Consider the following 18,260-nt stretch of genomic DNA (forward strand, 5'->3'; position numbering starts at 1 on the left):
GTATGGCGCCATGTCATAACCCGCCACATTTGCCAAGCCAAGGGTCCGAATTCGCACATTTCCCACTAGGCGGCACAGGCTTGCGGAAAAAAGTGAACCAAACTATTCAGTTTAGCGTGGAAAAGCTGCATAATCGGCCCCACATTTAAGTACGTGCGTCAACACCATCTTGGCGAAAATTTCTGGGAGAAACCCTTTATGCGCTTGATTTCGCTGGTAAATGCGGTTCTGGTAACAGTCGCACTGTTCCTGCTGGTGTTCGAGCGCGATGCGTTGTTTGCATTCGCAGGGCGGGCCGAAGCCGACGAAACAAGCGCAACCGAGTCGCCTGAACCAACATCAGGTGCTTCGGACAAGTCCGCCGTCAACGTGGTTGCCCTGCGTTCAGTCGCACGCGAGATTGACAGCGCTGTGTCGCTGCGGGGCCAAACAAAAGCCAATCGTCAGGTCGAAGTTCTGGCTGAAACCACCTCGACCGTTATCTCGGAACCCAAGCGCAAAGGCACCTTTGTCGAGGCCGGGGATTTGCTGTGTGAACTGGATCCCGGCACCCGCCCGGCCAGTCTGGCCGAGGCGATGGCCGCCAAGCTTGAGGCCGAAAGCCGCATCCCTGAGGCCGAAGCCCGCTTGGAAGAAGCCCACGCATTGGTGGCCGAGGCCGAGATCAACCTAACCGCCGCGCAAAGACTGTCGGAAACTGGCTTTGGGTCGGAAACGCGGCGGGTTGCCAGTCAGGCCGCCATGCGCACCGCCGAGGCGGGTATCAAAACTGCCGAGGCCGGTCTGGAAGCCACGCGCGCCGGTATCGAAGCCGCCATTGCAGAGGTCGAAGCGGCCCGGCGCGAGATCGACCGTCAAACGATCGAGGCCCCGTTCAAAGGCCTACTGGAAAGCGACACTGCCGAACTTGGCAGTCTGATGCTGCCCGGCTCGCTATGCGCCACAGTGATTCAGCTTGACCCGATTAAGCTGGTGGGCTTTGTACCCGAGACAGAGGTCAACCGCGTGATTGTCGGGTCTGAGGCGACGGCGCAACTGGTTACAGGCCTTCAGGTGGCTGGCCGGGTCAGCTTTCTCAGCCGGTCCGCGGACGAAACTACCCGGACATTCGAGGTGGAAATCACCGTCCCCAACCCTGATTTGACAATCCGCGATGGCCAGACGGCGGATATTCGTATCGCGTCCGAAGGCACCAAGGCGCACCTGCTGCCGCAATCGGCCCTGACCCTCAGCCGTGAGGGGCAGGTTGGTGTGCGCACCATTGCGGCGGGCAACATTGTCGCCTTCCAGCCGATCCAACTGTTGCGCGACACGTCCGAAGGTGTCTGGGTCGATGGCCTGCCTGAAACGGTGGATATCATCGTGATCGGGCAGGAATTTGTGACTGCGGGTGTGAAAGTCGCCCCCACCTACAGGAACCTGACCGAATGACCGGAATCGTCAGCTGGGCCGCTGGCCGGGCCCGGATGGTCCTGGCCTTTATCGCCATCTCGCTGGTGATTGGCGGCTATGCCTATATTGGTCTGCCCAAAGAAGGCGAGCCGGATATCGAGATCCCGGCCCTGTTCGTCTCGGTTCAGTTCCCCGGCATCTCGGCAGAAGATTCTGAGAATCTGTTGGTCAAGCCGATGGAAACCGAGCTGGCCGATCTTGATGGTCTGAAAGAGATGACCTCGACCGCCGCCGAAAGCTATGCCGGGGTCGCGCTGGAATTTGATTTTGGCTGGGACAAGACCGCCATCATGGCGGATGTGCGCGATGCGATGAACAGCGCTCAGGCCGAATTTCCGGAAGGGGCCGAGCAATATTCGCTGACCGAGATCAACTTTTCCGAATTCCCCATCGTCATCGTCAACCTAACCGGCGCGGTACCCGAGCGCACAATGGCGCGCGTCGCCAAGGACTTGCAGGACGATCTGGAAGCGATGGATTCGGTTCTTGAGGCCGGTATCGCGGGCAATCGGGACGAACTGCTGGAGGTCATCATCGACCCCCTTCGTCTTGAGGCCTACAACGTCACCGCAGCAGAACTGATCAACGTCGTTCAGAACAACAACCAACTGATCGCCGCAGGTGAGGTCGAAACCGCACAGGGTACATTCTCGGTCAAGATCCCCTCGTCGTTCAAAACGGCGCAGGATGTCTACGACCTGCCGGTCAAGGTCAATGGCGACCGGGTCGTGACCATGGGCGAGCTGGCGCAGATCAACTACACTTTCGAAGACCGCGAAGGCACCGCAAGGTTTAACAGCGAATCCACGGTCGCCTTGCAAGTGGTCAAGCGCAAGGGCTTCAACCTGATCGACACGGTCGAGGACGTCAAAAAGACCATTGCCACAGCTCAGGCGAAATGGCCCGACCAGATGCGCGCCACGATCGAACTGGGCACCTCGAACGATCAGAGCCGCATCGTTGGCTCGATGGTCAGCCAGCTTGAAGGCTCGGTCCTGACGGCGATTGCGCTGGTGATGATCGTCGTTCTGGCCTCGCTGGGCACGCGGGCGGCGCTGTTGGTGGGGTTTGCGATCCCGACCTCATTCCTGCTGTGTTTTGCCTTCCTTGCCGTTATGGGCGTCAGTATTTCCAACATCGTGATGTTTGGCTTGATCCTTGCGGTGGGGATGCTGGTCGATGGCGCGATCGTTGTGGTGGAATATGCTGACAAGCGCATCAAAGATGGCGTCGGGCCCATGCATGCCTATGTCGAGGCGGCGCAACGCATGTTCTGGCCTATCGTGTCGTCTACTGCGACCACACTCTGTGCCTTCCTGCCCATGCTGTTCTGGCCCGGCGTACCGGGTGAGTTCATGGGCATGCTGCCGGTCACGCTGATCTTTGTTCTGTCTGCCTCACTGATCGTTGCGCTGATCTACCTACCCGTGATGGGCGGCGTATCTGGCCGTCTGAGCCGTGTGTTCGACCATGCCGCAGATTGGCTGCGTGCCCGTTTGTCATGGCGCGCACGTGTCGCGCTGGTACCGCCTGCACTGCTGCTGATCTTTCTGGGGGCCATGCAGGTCCTGAACCCGGCCTATCTGATGCCTGCTGGCAGCTCGGGCGGTTTGGTATTCGGGGCCATCCTGTTCACGCTGGGGGCGTTTGCCGGCTCTGTCACGCTCAGCGCCGCTCGGATTGAACGCGCGCCGGACCCGCATGTGCACACCGCCCGCGAACACACTCGCTTTGGCCATGTGATTAAGTTTCTAGTCGGCAATCCGATCATGCCGGTGGTGTCGATTCTTGTCGTAAGTGCCGCTGTTGTCATGGTCATGATCGCCTATGGCAACAACAATCGCGGGGTCGAGTTCTTTGTCGAAAACGAACCCGAACAAGCCACTGCCTATGTGCGCGCCCGTGGCAACATATCCCTGGCTGAAATGGACCAGATGGTTCTAGATGCCGAACGGATCATCGGATCGCACCCCGCCGTGGTCAATGTGTTCTCTTTCGCTGGAGAAGGTGGCCTGACGCAGAACAATGGCGGCGCGCAGGCCCCCGCTGACACCGTGGGCCGCGTTCAGTTCGAGATCATCCCATGGGAGGATCGCCCAACCATTTCCGAGCCAATCCTGTTTGGTCTGCTGGACCGTCAGACCATCGCGCCAGAGTTTGACGGCGATGTCGTTCTGGACGAGTTGAATGCCGAACTGGCTACCATTCCCGGCATCGTGGTCGAGATTCTGCCACTGGAACAGGGCCCGGCCTCGGCCAAGCCGGTACACCTGCGCCTGAAGGGCGACAGTTGGCCTGAGCTGACTGCTGCCACGCAAACCGCACGCGGAGTGTTTGACGAAACGCCGGGGCTGATCAAGATCGAAGACACCCTGCCCCTGCCCGGTATCGACTGGCAGATCGACGTGGACGTTGCCAAAGCGGGCCGGTTTGGCGCGGATGTGGCGACCGTCGGTGCCATGGTTCAGCTTGTGACCCGCGGCCTACTGCTGGGCGAAATGCGCCCCGACACGGTCGATGAAGAGATCGAAATACGCGTCCGACTGCCCGAAGATGACCGCGTGCTGTCAACGTTGGATACCTTGAAAGTGCGCACAGCGGACGGTCTGGTGCCCCTGTCTAACTTTGTGACCCGCCAACCTGTCGCCAAACTGGCCGAGATCAATCGCGTCGACCAGCAGCGTTACTATGATGTGAAAGCGGATGTTGAACCGGGTTTGGTCGATATGATCGCCATGTCGACCGACAGCGAAGGACAGAGCATCGAAGACAAGCGTCTTGCCTTGGTCCGCGAGGTTCAGGATGATGCGACCTCTACGCTGTCAACGATCGACGGTGGCAATGGAAAGACCTATGAGGTCGTGCAACTAACCGGCGCTGCGGATATGCAAGAGGTGCAGTCCCAGGCTGAAACCGCGACCTACCGGCCCGTGACACCGAACGAACGCATCGCGCTGCTGACCGAGTGGCTGGATAACGATCCCTTTGGCCCCGCGATTGCGTGGGAATGGACCGGAGATCAGGAAGAACAGGCCGAATCCGGTGCATTTCTGGCGAATGCCTTCCTGGGGGCGCTGGGGTTGATGTTCGTGATCCTACTGGCGCAGTTCAACTCGCTCTATAACTCGGTGCTGGTGCTGCTGGCGGTGGTCCTGTCGACCACCGGGGTGCTGATCGGCATGATGGTGATGCAGCAGCCCTTCTCGATCATCATGACCGGGACGGGCATCGTGGCTCTGGCCGGGATCGTGGTGAACAATAATATCGTTCTGATTGACACCTATCAGGAATACAGCAGCTATATGCCCCGGATCGAGGCGATCATACGTACCGCCGAATCCCGTATCCGCCCTGTCTTGCTGACCACTCTGACCACCATGGCCGGTCTGACACCGATGATGTTCGGGCTGTCTCTGGATTTCATCAATGGTGGCTACTCGATCGACAGCCCCACTGCGCTGTGGTGGAAGCAACTGGCCACCGCCGTTGTGTTCGGGCTGGGGATTGCAACGGTGCTGACGCTGATCGTAACGCCCTCGATGCTGGCGCTGCGCGTTTGGGTCACGACCTACGCCCTGTGGCTAAGCCGGTTGCTGATGCGCGTCACGGCGGGTGAGAACAGCCCGCTTGCGCAAGAGGTCGCGATCCGGCGTGCTGCCCGTAAGGCGCAAGCGTCCGAAATGGTTTGGGATGATTCAACGGCAGATGACCGCGATCAGAAACCGGGTCATCCGCCTGGTCCACCGCTGAAAGCTGCCGAATAGAACTGGGTCAACCGCCGGAAAGCCCTTATAACCGGGTCCAGGACTGGTGCGCGCAGATATGATGCTCGCACCCTTTGACCTTGAGCGTATCGCCCTGCAAGGTCATCTGCGGTACCGCGTCCACATTGATCAACGGCACCCAGAACTCACCGCCGCCATAGCTACCGCCGCCTTGGCTGGACACGTCCCAGAACAGCTTTTTGCCAATATTGGGCGTCTGCACCTCTTTCCCCGAGGAATCATAGGCCGACAGAATCTGACCGCAGAATTTGTCGCCGCACGCAGTGATCTTGATATGCGAGGTTAGGTTCTTGCGGTCCGGTTCAGTCTTCCACACTCCGACAATCGGATCATCTGACGCGAGCGCTGGCATCGCGCTCAGAACAATTGCGGCAACTGCCAGTTTCAAAGCAATACGCATCACCAGACCTCTAACCATTGGGGGCAGTATAACAGGTTATGCAGCTTGGGCATCCGATTGCTGACGGCTCCACAACTGGGCGTAGCGGCCCTGACGTTCCAGCAGCTCGTCATGGGTGCCCTGCTCCAGAATCTCACCTTGTTCCAGCACCACGATCCGGTCCGCTTCGGCGATGGTACTCAGACGGTGGGCGATGGTCAGAACCGTGCGCCCTTCGCCCGCGCGGGCCAGCGCATCTTTGATGTCCTGCTCGGTGTCTGTATCCAGCGCCGAGGTCGCCTCGTCCAGCAACAGGATCGGCGGGTTCTTGAGCAAAGTACGTGCGATCCCGACGCGCTGCTTTTCTCCGCCCGACAGCTTCAGGCCGCGTTCGCCGACCTTCGTGTCATAGCCTTCGGGCAGGGTCACGATGAAGTCGTGAATCTGCGCAGCCCTTGCGGCGGCCTCAACATCCTCTTGCGTGGCCCCATCGCGGCCATAGGCAATGTTGTAGCGGATCGTGTCGTTGAACAGGACGGTGTCCTGCGGCACCACGCCGATCGCAGAATGCAGGCTGGTTTGCGAGACATCCCGCACATCCTGCCCGTCAATCTTCAGCGCCCCACCTGTCACGTCATAGAAGCGGAACAACAACCGCCCAATGGTGGATTTGCCCGAACCTGTCGCCCCAACGATAGCCACCGTCTGCCCCGCCGGTACGGTCAGCGACACACCCTTCAGGATTTCCCGGTCTGCGTCATAGCCAAAGCGCACATCCTGCAACGTCACCTCGCCACCCGTCACCTTTAGCGCGGGCGCATTGGGCTTATCCGTCACCTCGGCGGGTTGTTCCAGCAGATCGAACATCTGCCCCATATCGACCAGAGCCTGCCGGATCTCACGATAGACCGTGCCCAGAAAGTTCAGCGGCACGGTAATCTGGATCATGTAGGCGTTGACCATGACGAAATCACCCACCGTCAGCGCTCCATTCTGCACGCCGATTGCGGCCAAAACCATGACCCCGATCAGCCCGCAAGTGATCAGGAACGACTGTCCGAAATTCAAAAAAGCCAGCGAATACGCCGTCTTGAGCGCTGCCCCCGCATAGGCCTTCATAGACACATCATAGCGTTCAGCTTCGCGCGTTTCGGCGTTGAAATATTTGACGGTTTCGAAGTTCAGCAGGCTGTCTATGGCACGTTGATTGGCCTCGGTGTCCTGATCGTTCATCTCCCGGCGCAGTTTCACCCGCCATTCGGTCACGGCAAAGGTGAACCAGATGTAAAGCGCGATGGTGACGGCTACGACGACCAGATACCACACGTCGAACAGCCACATCAGAATGATCGCGACCAGCAACAGTTCGAGTATCAACGGCCCGATGGAGAACAGCAGGAACCGCAAAAGAAACTCGACACCCTTCACACCGCGCTCGATAATGCGGCTAAGGCCGCCGGTGCGGCGGGTCACGTGATAGCGCATCGACAGTTGGTGTATGTGCTGGAAGGTCTCTAGCGCCAAGGCGCGCAGGGCGCGTTGACCCACGGGCGCAAAGGCCGCGTCGCGCAGCTGCTGAAAGCCAACATTCATCATGCGTGCGATGCCATAGGCAACGGTCAGGCCGACGGCCCCCAACGCCAGCGGCGGCACGCCGTCTCCGGCCAGGCTGTCCACCGCATCGCGATAAAGGATGGGTGTGCACACCGCGATCACCTTGGCCAGCACCAGCATGGCCATGGCGATCACAACACGCCGTTTCACCCAAGGCTCATCATCTGGCCAAAGGTAGGGCGCGACCTTACGGATCGTGCGCCAACCCGACCGTCGCTCGTCGGTTTCAGGCTTATCTGCGGATAGCATAGGGGCTGCTCGTCTCATCACGTACCAGAACTGCGGTCAGAGATTAGCCCCTGACCCAAGAGGGCCAGAGGTACAGGATTATTCAGGAATGGTGAAGACCTGCCCCGGATAGATCAGATCAGGGTCGCGGATGGCGCTGCGGTTGGCCTCAAACACGCGCACAAACAGCAGACCGTCGCCATAACGTTCCCGCGATATCGCCCAGAGCGTATCGCCCTCTTGCACGGTAACGGATCGGATAGCCGGGGCCTCAGCCGTGGTGGCGGCCGCGTTGGATGCCTCGGCCGCGCGCAGAACCTCCAGCGGTTCGCGTTTGAACGGCGTCTCAAGCCGGCTGACAACGGTACCGTCAGAGCCCACCTCATCCACCCGCAGGGTATAGACGCCGGGGTCGACATCCTCCAGCTCGCTACGCCATTTGCCGTCATCGGCAGGCGGCAGGTCATCCACCAACTTATTGTTGAGGTAAAGCCGAACGACCGAGCCATCCGGCACGCGCCCGGTCAGCTCCACATCTCCAGTGTCCGAATACCCAATCGTATCCAGTGCTACCTGATCCGCGTCTTCCTGAGGTGTTGCAGGCTGCACCAGCTCGACCCCATCTTCACCTGAGCGCAGGATTGCAACCTGCTGTTCCGGTTCCTCTTTTTTGGGCTCTGGTTCCACTGCGGTGATCTGCTCGTCCGCCGCGAGTTCTTCAGGAGCTTCTGCAGCCTGTTCTTCCTCGGACGCAGTGTTCTCTGCAATCTGTGTGCCTTCATCCGCCGATGGCGCAACGTCTTCCTGCACGGTCGCCGGGGGTTCATCCTGGACCGGCTCAGCCTCCACCACAGGTTTGGGCAAGGCTGCGATCAGGTAGTCATCCGAGCGCACGGGCTGATCCTGCCCATCGGTTTCAAGCGTCAAACCACGCGCTGCACTAGAAAACGGGATAAGGACGAATTCGGCAAACTGCCCGCTGCGATCCACGGTGAAACTGTGAACCGTTTTGCCATCCAGCAGCACCCGCACCACCGAGCCCGGCTCGGCGTTGCCCGACAGCACCGCATTACCGTCGGGCTCGACAAAGATCTGATCAAGGCTGGGCGGGATTGTCTCAGGCGCGGCCTCGGCCACGTCTTCCGTTGCTGGCTCAGCCTCAGCCGGAGCAGCATCCTCAGCCACTTCCGGTTCTGACGGTGCGGTCGTCTCGGGCTGCGTTGAAGCAACGGGTTCTTCGGACGCAGCCGGTTCCTCCACCGCGGCCGGCGCTTGCGCACTTTCGGTCGGCGCGGGTTGTTCGGGGTTGGCTTCTGCTTGTGGAGCAGGGTCTTCGGCCACAGGATCGAACGCGCCGGACAGATAGGCCCCGCCCGCCCCGATCAAAACCACTATTCCGGCGATCACCCCCCAGGTGAAAGTACCGGAGCTTTCGCGTCCAGACTGATCGTCCATTCTTTTCCTTCCACTCCGCAGCGCAAATGCTTTGACTTACACGCATTCTGCCTGACGGTTGAGCCAATCTATCAATCTCGCTATCAGGGGTCAAAACCCCAGATACAACCCCGGAGAGCCTATATAATGACCCAGAAATCTGTCTGTGTGTATTGCGGGTCACGCAATGGTGTTAATGCGGCTTATGCGCAGGCTGCAAACCGGTTCGGACAGTTGCTGGCGCAAGAGGGCTGGCGACTGGTCTACGGCGCCGGAGATGTAGGTCTGATGGGCGAAGTCGCCCGCGCCACGCAGGATGCTGGTGGTGACACGTTTGGCGTCATCCCCGTGCACCTGCTGCAACGCGAGGTTGGCAAGACCGACCTGACCCGCTTTGTCGTGACCGAAACGATGCATGAGCGCAAAAAGGTCATGATCATGAATGCGGATGCGGTCGTTGTGCTGCCTGGCGGCCCCGGCTCGCTGGACGAACTGTTCGAGGCGCTGACTTGGCGGCAGTTGGGCCTGCATGACAAACCCATTCTGGTGATAAATGTGGATGGCTACTGGGACGCGTTGTACGACCTCTTGCAGCAGGTCATAGGTCAGGGCTTTGCTGATGCATCGCTGGGTGATTTCATCACATGGGTCGATGGGCCGGATGCAGCCATGATCAATCTGCGGCATTTGTTGGAACCCAGCATAGGGTAAGCAGGCGACCACGTCACCTGCTTTCAAAACTCCGCTTAAGTCGCTGGTTTCAAACGATTGATCAGCACCTGCTCGACCTTGTGGAGCGGATGATTTGTCAACGTCTTGTCGACCTCGGCGACTACTTTGCTCAGCACCTCTCCATGAAGGCGGCGGCGCAGCAGGCCCAGAACATGCGGACTGGCTACCAAAACAAGGCGTTGATACGCGCCTTTCAGCCCCTTGCGGTTCAACAGATTGGCCACATCCTGCACGAACAGGGATTTCGCATGCGCTTTCCACTTGGGTTCTTCAACGGCAGATTTCTGGTTCGGACCCGCATCCGCCCGTCGCCCGGCGCGATCTGAGGGCTTGCTGCTGGCCCCATCGGTTTCTTCAACGGAGACAACCACCAGATTGGGGTCTTCGGCATCGGTGATATTCTCCATGAACAAAGCCTTTTCGCCATCTGCGATGACAATCCAAGTTCCCTGTGAAAGTGCGACCATCGTGATCTCCTGCTATGGTTTTATGTGACCATCCCTTGTTCAACGGATATAGGTATCTCGTTGCGCGCCAACGGTTTTTCGGCGCGCTGCTTGAGTGTTTTTAATAGATTGGCGGTACTCTCCCTCCGCCCTATATAGCTAGGGACTACAGTGGCCCGTACAATACGCACTCAGATTAATTCGAATTTATCGGCGAGAAATTACCGGTCAGCAAGAGATCAGACGTCAAGCAAATCCAAATGCTAATACGTGAGCCGAAGAGCAGATTGCGCGGCATAATGTGTGGAAATCATTGTTCACATTGCGGGCATCTCTGCCATTCGAGGAAAGCCTTAAGCCCACATTCTCAAATTTCCAAAGACTATTTCTGAACTTTGACAGGTACGTGAAACCCTCAAGCTCCGGCCGTCCGAAATCAATCCCGGTAGACGCAATCACACCGATGCTATACCGTTAGCCGAAGGCAGATCAGGCAGAAGCAATTCCTTTCCATCTTCGAGGGAAATACAATGCCGCGAAAACCACCGAAAAACGATAGCGAAAGCTCTGTAGTTGACTTAGGCGTGCTTGCGTCAAAAAAGAACTTCGATAGCTTTATAGATCACCTTTTCACTGAAGAGGAGAATGTTCCTCACTTCGATTTTTTTTCCGCCAAGGGAAAACAGGCTCCGGTTCATGTTATTGGCAGCGATGTCAGCGAGGATGTTATTCTCACTGACTTGGACGATGTCGCCGAAATGGGTGGCGGGAACGACGTGGTCGTCGGACTGTATGGGAATGACACGATCTCGGGCGGTGATGGTGGCGACTATTTGTTCGGAGATACGGATTGGGCAGTTGGTTCTGGCCAGAGCTCTGACGATATTCTGAACGGCGGAGCAGACGATGACCTGATCGTTGGCGACGCTCCGAACCTATACGGAGACACTGTCGGAGGGAACGATATCATTATCGGAGGGGCTGGAAACGACGACCTCTGGGGAGATGGTTCTCTCTTTGACGAGGCCGTGGGAGGAGCCGATAGTTTCGTTTTTAACCCGAATAGTGGGCTAGATACCGTCCATGACTTTGAAGTGGGTAAAGATAAACTGGACATTTCCGGCTATGGTATTGCCGAGACAGACTCCTTGTCGCTGAATATTCAAGAGATAGACGGTAACACGATCATCGACCTTGATGGCACCGCTTTAGACTTAGACGAAATTACACTGCTGGGAGTAGTCGGAATAAGTGCTGACGATTTCGTATTTGCCTAGTGTGGAAGATCGTTTGAACCACCATTGATGCAGTCATTCGCCGCGCTTGATCCAAACGTCTTCTTTGGGCTCAAACAGTCATCGAAAGAACTGCTGCGGCAACCCCTATCACCTTAAGCACTCGTCACGTAACGAAAAAGGCCCACTCACTTACGCAAGTAGGCCCTCAAAAAAGTACTACCGGTCAGCCGATCACATCCGCGAGGCGACGTTTTCCCAGTTGACCAGATTGTCCAGGAAGTTTGTCAGGTAGGCCGGACGCTTGTTGCGGAAGTCGATGTAGTAGGAATGCTCCCACACATCGCAACCCAGCAACGCAGTCTGACCAAAGCACAGCGGGTTCACGCCGTTTTCGGTCTTGGTGACAGCCAGCGAGCCGTCTGCGTTCTTGACCAGCCACGCCCAGCCCGAGCCGAACTGACCGGCACCTGCAGCGCTGAATTGCGATTTGAATTCGTCGACCGAGCCAAAGCTTTCGACCAGAGCCTTCTCCAGCTCACCGGGCATGGCGCTCACGCCGGGGCCCATCATCTCCCAGAACTGGTTGTGGTTCCACAACTGGCTGATGTTGTTGAAGATACCGTTCTGAGCGACAGCATTTGCGTCATAGGTGCCCACGATGATCTCTTCCAGCGACTTGCCGTCCCATTCGGTGCCAGCGATCAGCTTGTTGCCGTTGTCGACATAGGCCTTGTGGTGCAGGTCGTGGTGATATTCCAATGTTTCCGCGGACATGCCCTTGGCTGCCAGCGCGTCATGTGCATAAGGAAGATCAGGAAGTTCAAAAGCCATCTCGGCCCCCTGTTGAAATGATTGTTGCGGTTCCAAAGGTTAAATGCTTTGGCAACGGCCATAGGTCAAGGGCAGAGATCACAAAACCGAAAGGTCCGCGATGCTTACACAGGCGCGCAAGATGTTTTACCGCGCCCGCGGGTACTATGCTGGGTCCCTGAATGGTGAAGCGTTTCACCTGGATCCCTATCACTCGAAATTCTGGCGCAGGGCAACTGCAGGAAAGTGGGAGCCAGAGACATTCGCGGTTCTGGATGAGCACCTTTCACCCGACCGCGACTATCTGGATATCGGTGCGTGGATCGGGCCAACGGTTCTGTATGGCGCACGCCGTGCACGGCAGGTCTGGTGTTTCGAGCCTGATCCCACGGCGTTCCGCTATCTGGCGTGGAACCTGGATCTGAATGACATCCGCAATGTCTCGGCCTTTGGGGTGGCCTTGTCGGATCAGTTCGGCGTCGCCCGTATGGCCTCAGTCCGGGGTGAGCCCGGCGATTCCACCAGCTCGCTGCTGCATGATGGCGCTCATGGTACTGACGCGCTGACCATCGCTTGGGATCAATTCCAGGCGGTGAATGACCTGTCCCAAGTGTCACTGGTCAAGATGGATATTGAGGGCGCCGAATTCACCGTGCTGCCCAGCCTGATATCATTTCTGGAGGAACACCGTCCGGCCCTGTACCTGTCGACCCACGCGCCTTTGTTGCCAGAGGAGCAGCGCGCCGACAGGATGGCAGCACTGGCGCAACTCTTGTCATTCTATAAGTCCTGCAAGGATGCGACCGGGGCCGAGGTCGGATTGCAGTCCTTTACCTCAGCCCCTGCCCTGACCGGTTTCCAAACATTCCTTCTGAACGGCTAAATGCCGATCTGACGTTCCTTCGTTCAATACAGGTTCGGACTGGGAACCGGTTTACACCGTCCGACACCACTGGGGCGGTTTACAACGTCCACCATTGGAAACCGGGCTGTCATGTCAAACTTGTTTGTCTTCGGGTCCAGACGCGCCATGTAGGACACCCGAAGCTTTTGGGTCGTGCTGGTCGACAGCGTCACTTTCCATTGCACCTGATACTGGTCTTTTCGGTTGACCTTGAATTTTGTGTCCATCGGTTTTTCATCCGACCAGCCTTTGTATTCGTTGTAAGAGGCAATCGCCCCATCGTAGGCGCGCGCGCGCTTGTTGTCGGCATCCACGCTCAGCAATACCCGAGGGGGAATCCAGCCCTGCGCTTCCATGCTATGCAATTCACAGTCATAGTTTACAATTTCCGCCTGAGCCATTGTTCCGGCGATAGAAAATGCCAGCGCGACGAGTGCAACTTTCATCTATATTTTTCCTTCATTTGGTTAATTTGGTGTAGGAACTGCTCTGCAATTCCCCTCTGCGAAACCGGTACGTGAAAATACAGCTAGGTAGGATTCCGACCGGGCTGTCGCTTTCATATTTTTGCGATCCAAGAAAACCGCGAACTCCTGATCCTTCAGATCAACAACGTCTGAGCGTGATGCACCGGAAGAAAGAGTGCGCCCTATATCAGAATAGACATAGTCTTTTCCGGACCACGCGATTGACAGGTTTCGGACGCCGTCGCGCTTGATGCGGGCGTGCCCTGGCAGTGTATCGACATTTGGCAGCTGCACCTCGTGAAGATAGGCAGACCGGCCATATTCATCGACTGAAAAGACAAGATGCTGAGGCGTAGGGCTGCTGACAATACCCGGACCGAAATCGCACTCGAACGTCTCTTTGAAAGTTTGAGAGAGTGAAGCGACCGGGATGATGGTTAAAGCACCAATGAGAGCAATTGCGCTTGAATTGGGCCTCACTTGCCAACCCTTTCGCTATTCAACTTGAAAACTCAATCTCAACGCAGGTCCCGTTCGCATTGCCATCATGGGACGTCTGTACATTGGATCTTGAACTCGCAATTGCGCGCATAGTCTGGCGATTCAAAAAGATTGAAAATTCTTGACGCCCAATATCCAGAACTTTGGTTCTGGGGTCGCCAACCCTGGTACGACGACCGTTTTCGGAAAACGTATACGGCTCGCCGAACCAACTGAATGAAAGTAGACGATAGCTGGTTCTGTTGATCGAAGCCCAGGTTTTCGGAGTATTGATTCCCTGCATTTCAACTTCGTGAAGCACAACGGAACGTTGACTTTCATCAACTGAAAAAACGACTCGCGTTGGTGTTGGACGGTTTACCAGGCCTTTACCGAAGACACATTCAAACGATTCTGCATATGTCTCGGAAGTGGCAAAGTTTGGCAGGCTCAGACCGGCAATGAAGCCATACACAAGTAATTTTGAAATTCTCATTACCGACGTCACTATTAATATATCGTCTATTGCTACCGCATAGGTCAGGCACCCGCAATGGGGGAAAAGAACGTAGCACGGCACGACAATAAATTGTGCTGCAAAGTAGGCTTTACCGACTAATTGGGCGCTCAAAAAGAAAGGCCACCAGTACAAGACATGGTGGCCCTACTTCAAAACGATAAAGGTTCAGATTCAGTAGATCCCGACCTCGCTGCCCGGTTGTGCGGCCACTTTAAGCAAGTTGAACGCGTAATCCGCAGCCGAACGGAAACAGACGACGCGGAAGGTCTCGGCGTCGTCCATCCAGAACGCCCCTGCGATCTGTGCAAGGCGCGAGCGGCGGATTTGACCGGGTTGGAAGGCCTCGGCCGACAGCTCGACCGGGGCAATTTTTCCCAGAACCTCGCGGGCACTGGTGCCCGAGACACGGAACACAGCCCGCGCGTCCGACACGTTTACAGCCAACGAATGGGTGCCGCTTAGTGTCTTGGTCATGGCCGCCAGCTTGGCGTCGACTTCGGCATAGGGCACCAGCACTAGCAATTCGTCCGAGGACATCCAGCACACGCCGGACTCACCTTCCACGAAAGCTTCGCGCTGACCGGGCATTTTTTGCCCGGTTGCGTCTTTGACGGCCTTCGCCAGCGCCTTATCGGACAGATCGCCGCGCAGCGTGATCATGCCTTGCAGGCCGCATTCTTCGACTTTGGCGATGCCCTCAAAGCTGGCGTGGTTCAGTGCGCTGATGGGTTCAGACATTCTGCTTCTCCCCGTCTTTGTCGTAAAAGATCGGGTCAACGATCTTGGCTTTGTAGGTTTTGCCGTCGGTGCCCGGGAACTCGACAATCTCGCCCATCCGGTCAGGACCGTGCTTGATCAGGCCCATGGCGATGCCTTTGCCCAGATTGGCCGAGTAATAGGTCGAGGTCACACGCCCGATCATGTTACGCTGACCGTTGGCATTGACGCCCTCGCCCACTGCGTAGGCACCGTCGGGAAGGACAGAACCATCCACAGTCTCAAGCCCGACCAGTTTCCAACGGTCCGGATCGGCCATGTGGCTGCGTGTATGAGCGCGTTTGCCCAGATAGTCCTCTTTCTTTTTCGACAGCGCCCAGTGTAGCCCCAGATCTTGCGGGATCACGGTGCCGTCTGTCTCGTCTCCGATCATGATAAAGCCCTTTTCGGCCCGCAGGATGTGCAGACATTCGGTGCCGTAGGGCATCACGCCGAACTCTTTGCCTGCGTCCATCAGAGCGTCCCAGAAGGCCTGACCCTGAGATGCGGGAACCGCGATCTCATAGGACAGCTCGCCCGAGAACGAGATGCGATAGGCCCGCGCGTCGAACGCGCCGATCTTGCCATCGCGCCATTCCATGAATGGCAGCGCCTCTTTCGACAGATCCATGCCGCCGCCCGCCTGTGCGTTCAGCTTGTCCAGCACCTTACGAGCGTTGGGGCCGACCACGGCGACCTGTGCGTATTGCTCGGTCACGTTGGCGACGTAGACTTTCCAGTCCCACCACTCGGTCTGCAGCCACTCCTCCATGTGACCATGGATACGCTCGGCACCGCCGGTGGTGGTGTGGCACAGCCACGTGTCCTCATCGATGCGGGCAACAACGCCGTCGTCGATCAGGAAGCCGTTTTCCGAGCACATCAGGCCATAGCGGCATTTGCCGACCTTTAGCGTGGACATCATGTTGGTATACAGCATGTCCAGGAACTTGCCCGCATCGGGGCCCTTGACGATCAGCTTACCCAGCGTCGAGGCATCCAGCAGGCCGAGGTTTTCACGGGTGTTCTTCACCTCGCGATTGACCGCGTCATGGACGGATTCGCCGGGACGAACATAGGCATAGGTCCGGCGCCAGTGGCCGACCGGCTCCCAATCGGCGCCGTTCTTGTCGTGCCAGTTGTGCATAGGAGTCTGACGGATCGGCTGGAACACCTCACCACGCGCTTCACCGCCAATCGAAGCCATCGAGATGGGTGTGTAAGGCGGACGGAAGGTGGTTGTACCGACCTTCGGGATTTCCTTGTCCAATGCATCAGCAAGGATCGCCAAGCCGTTGATGTTGCTCAGCTTACCCTGATCGGTTGCCATACCCAGCGTGGTGTAACGCTTGGTGTGCTCGACGCTTTCGTAACCCTCGCGCGCGGCCAATTGTACGTCGGATACTTTGACGTCGTTCTGGAAATCCAGCCAAGATTTCATCCGCAAACCGATCTCGGCATTGGCGGGCATCAACCAAACCGCCGCCATCGGAGCCTCAGCCGTGGTCTCACCGACCGGAGCCTTGGTGCGTTTCGCTGTGAAACCAGCCGCCTTGGCTGCTGCCTTGCCCGCTGCATCCGCGTCGGTCAGAACATCGCCCAGCGCCAGCGGACCATTCGACGAGCCCGCGGCCAGCACGAACCCTTCACCATCAGCGCCCAGAGGAGGCCGCGACGGGTCAGGCCGGAAATGCGCCTGCGCCTCATCCCAGATCAGTTTGCCGCCGCAATGCGACCACATATGCACGACCGGAGACCAGCCGCCCGACATGGCGACCGCGTCGCACTCGACCTCTTCGCGTGCACCGCCGATGCCTTCTTGATTGCACAGTTCGACCTTTTTGACGCGTTTGCCGCCCTTGACCTTGGCAATGGCTTTGCCCGGATCGACCTGAATGGCAAGCTGGCGCGCCTCATCGGCCAACGGTCCGGCTGTCGTGCGCGCATCCACGATACGCAGAACCTCGACACCGGCCTGTTTCAGGATGATCGCAGTGCGATAGGCGTCATCATTGTTGGTCGCAACGATTACGCGGTCGCCGGGGGTCACGCCCCAGTTCACCACATAGTCGCGCATGGCCGAGGCCAGCATCACGCCCGGCACATCGTTGCCCGCAAAGGACAGCGGACGCTCGATCGCGCCGGTGGCAGTTACAACCTGTTTGGCGCGGATGCGCCACAGCCGGTGACGTGGGCCCTGAGTGCCCGGCTTGTGGTCGGTCAAACGCTCATATCCCAGCACGTAACCGTGGTCATAAACCCCGGCCCCCATGCAACGATTGCGCATCGTGACGTTGTCCATTGCTTCGAGTTCGGAAACCAATTGTTCCACGAACTTATCCACAGGCTCATCATTGATCGTACCACCGTCAACCGGAGCCCGGCCACCCCAATGGGCAGTCTGCTCGATCAGCATGACTTTGGCACCGGACGCGGCTGCCACTTTCGCAGCCTGAAGACCCGCTACACCGCCGCCGATTACCAGAACATCGGTGAAGTGGTAGAAGTGCTCGTACGTGTCCGCATCGCGGTTGTCCTTGTCAGGCGCTTTGCCAAGACCCGCGGACTGACGGATGAACGGCTCGTAGACGTGTTTCCAGAACGGCTTGGGATGAATGAACATCTTGTAGTAGAAGCCCGCCGGCAAGAAGCGCGACAGGTGGGTGTTGATCGACCCGATATCAAACTCGAGGTTCGGCCAGTGGTTCTGCGAGATCGAGGTCAAGCCATTGAACAGCTCGGTCGTGGTTGCGCGCTGGTTCGGCTCGAACCGGTTGCCCTGCCCCAGACCGACCAGAGCGTTCGGCTCTTCCGCGCCGCTGGCGACAACGCCGCGCGGACGGTGATATTTGAACGATCGGCCCATCATCATTTGATCATTGGCCAGCAGGGCCGAGGCCAGCGTGTCGCCCTCATAGCCCTGCATCGAGGTGCCGTTGAAACTGAATGTAACCTGTTTCGACCGGTCGATCAGCCGGCCTTGATTTGCGAGACGGGTGCTCATGTTGCGGACCT

The 18,260-nt window shown here is 57.8% G+C and carries 14 protein-coding genes; 5 read left to right on the forward strand and 9 right to left on the reverse strand.

All coding sequences use genetic code 11. The features are described 5' to 3' along the window. Positions 1 to 198: 198 nt before the first annotated feature. Both ACR0DB_RS01670 and ACR0DB_RS01675 read left to right on the forward strand, forming a co-directional pair. Positions 199 to 1,431 carry an efflux RND transporter periplasmic adaptor subunit gene (locus ACR0DB_RS01670; RefSeq protein ID WP_480548442.1) on the forward strand — a complete coding sequence of 411 codons (1,233 nt, stop codon included), beginning with the start codon at positions 199 to 201 and terminating at the stop codon, positions 1,429 to 1,431. Beyond that, a complete protein-coding gene (locus ACR0DB_RS01675; RefSeq protein WP_480548444.1) occupies positions 1,428 to 5,216 on the forward strand; it encodes an efflux RND transporter permease subunit in 3,789 nt (1,262 codons plus the stop codon). The genes ACR0DB_RS01670 and ACR0DB_RS01675 overlap by 4 nt, the downstream gene beginning before the upstream one ends. A 25-nt stretch (positions 5,217 to 5,241) precedes the next feature. Here ACR0DB_RS01675 and ACR0DB_RS01680 read toward each other — a convergent pair whose 3' ends face one another. From ACR0DB_RS01680 to ACR0DB_RS01690, 3 genes are all read right to left on the reverse strand, one after another. Further along, positions 5,242 to 5,637 (reverse strand): DUF2147 domain-containing protein, encoded by a 396-nt coding sequence (locus tag ACR0DB_RS01680; protein ID WP_170788859.1) that lies wholly within the window; start codon positions 5,635 to 5,637, stop codon positions 5,242 to 5,244. 36 nt (positions 5,638 to 5,673) lie between these two features. Beyond that, on the reverse strand, positions 5,674 to 7,479 hold the full coding sequence (locus tag ACR0DB_RS01685) for an ABCB family ABC transporter ATP-binding protein/permease (protein ID WP_480548446.1): 1,806 nt from the start codon (positions 7,477 to 7,479) through the stop codon (positions 5,674 to 5,676). Positions 7,480 to 7,557: 78 nt separating this feature from the next. Then, positions 7,558 to 8,913: a LysM peptidoglycan-binding domain-containing protein gene (locus ACR0DB_RS01690; protein ID WP_480548448.1), complete on the reverse strand. Its 1,356-nt coding sequence runs from the start codon at positions 8,911 to 8,913 to the stop codon at positions 7,558 to 7,560. Positions 8,914 to 9,039: 126 nt separating this feature from the next. On the opposite strand from ACR0DB_RS01690, the gene ACR0DB_RS01695 reads away from it, so the two are divergent. Continuing rightward, on the forward strand, positions 9,040 to 9,603 hold the full coding sequence (locus tag ACR0DB_RS01695; RefSeq protein WP_480548450.1) for an LOG family protein: 564 nt from the start codon (positions 9,040 to 9,042) through the stop codon (positions 9,601 to 9,603). A gap of 35 nt (positions 9,604 to 9,638) precedes the next feature. On the opposite strand, the gene ACR0DB_RS01700 is transcribed toward ACR0DB_RS01695, so the two are convergent. Then, complete coding sequence (locus tag ACR0DB_RS01700) at positions 9,639 to 10,091, reverse strand: host attachment family protein (RefSeq protein ID WP_170770402.1); 453 nt, start codon at positions 10,089 to 10,091, stop codon at positions 9,639 to 9,641. 509 nt (positions 10,092 to 10,600) lie between these two features. Between ACR0DB_RS01700 and ACR0DB_RS01705 the strand changes: the two genes are divergently transcribed. Then, positions 10,601 to 11,347, forward strand: a complete 747-nt coding sequence (locus ACR0DB_RS01705) for a calcium-binding protein (protein ID WP_480548452.1) — start codon at positions 10,601 to 10,603, stop codon at positions 11,345 to 11,347. 192 nt (positions 11,348 to 11,539) lie between these two features. On the opposite strand, the gene ACR0DB_RS01710 is transcribed toward ACR0DB_RS01705, so the two are convergent. Next, the gene (locus ACR0DB_RS01710) at positions 11,540 to 12,139 is read right to left on the reverse strand and encodes a superoxide dismutase (RefSeq protein ID WP_170788864.1); all 600 of its coding nucleotides are present in this window, start codon (positions 12,137 to 12,139) and stop codon (positions 11,540 to 11,542) included. A gap of 121 nt (positions 12,140 to 12,260) precedes the next feature. Here ACR0DB_RS01710 and ACR0DB_RS01715 point away from each other — a divergent pair, with 121 nt between their 5' ends. Beyond that, entirely contained in the window at positions 12,261 to 13,001 is a 741-nt protein-coding gene (locus ACR0DB_RS01715; RefSeq protein WP_237217943.1) for an FkbM family methyltransferase, read from the forward strand. Positions 13,002 to 13,024: 23 nt separating this feature from the next. On the opposite strand, the gene ACR0DB_RS01720 is transcribed toward ACR0DB_RS01715, so the two are convergent. The 4 genes from ACR0DB_RS01720 to ACR0DB_RS01735 form a co-directional block, all read right to left on the reverse strand. Next, positions 13,025 to 13,468, reverse strand: coding sequence for a hypothetical protein (locus ACR0DB_RS01720; RefSeq protein ID WP_480548455.1), 444 nt, complete (start codon positions 13,466 to 13,468; stop codon positions 13,025 to 13,027). A gap of 520 nt (positions 13,469 to 13,988) precedes the next feature. Continuing rightward, positions 13,989 to 14,600, reverse strand: a complete 612-nt coding sequence (locus ACR0DB_RS01725; RefSeq protein ID WP_480548457.1) for a hypothetical protein — start codon at positions 14,598 to 14,600, stop codon at positions 13,989 to 13,991. A 60-nt stretch (positions 14,601 to 14,660) separates the two neighbouring features. Next, the gene (locus tag ACR0DB_RS01730; protein WP_480548459.1) at positions 14,661 to 15,227 is read right to left on the reverse strand and encodes a sarcosine oxidase subunit gamma; all 567 of its coding nucleotides are present in this window, start codon (positions 15,225 to 15,227) and stop codon (positions 14,661 to 14,663) included. Next, positions 15,220 to 18,249 carry a sarcosine oxidase subunit alpha family protein gene (locus ACR0DB_RS01735; RefSeq protein ID WP_480548461.1) on the reverse strand — a complete coding sequence of 1,010 codons (3,030 nt, stop codon included), beginning with the start codon at positions 18,247 to 18,249 and terminating at the stop codon, positions 15,220 to 15,222. Before ACR0DB_RS01735 ends, ACR0DB_RS01730 begins: the two co-directional genes overlap by 8 nt. Between the last annotated feature and the right edge of the window lie 11 nt (positions 18,250 to 18,260).

This window comes from Ruegeria sp. AB6, from assembly GCF_056542685.1.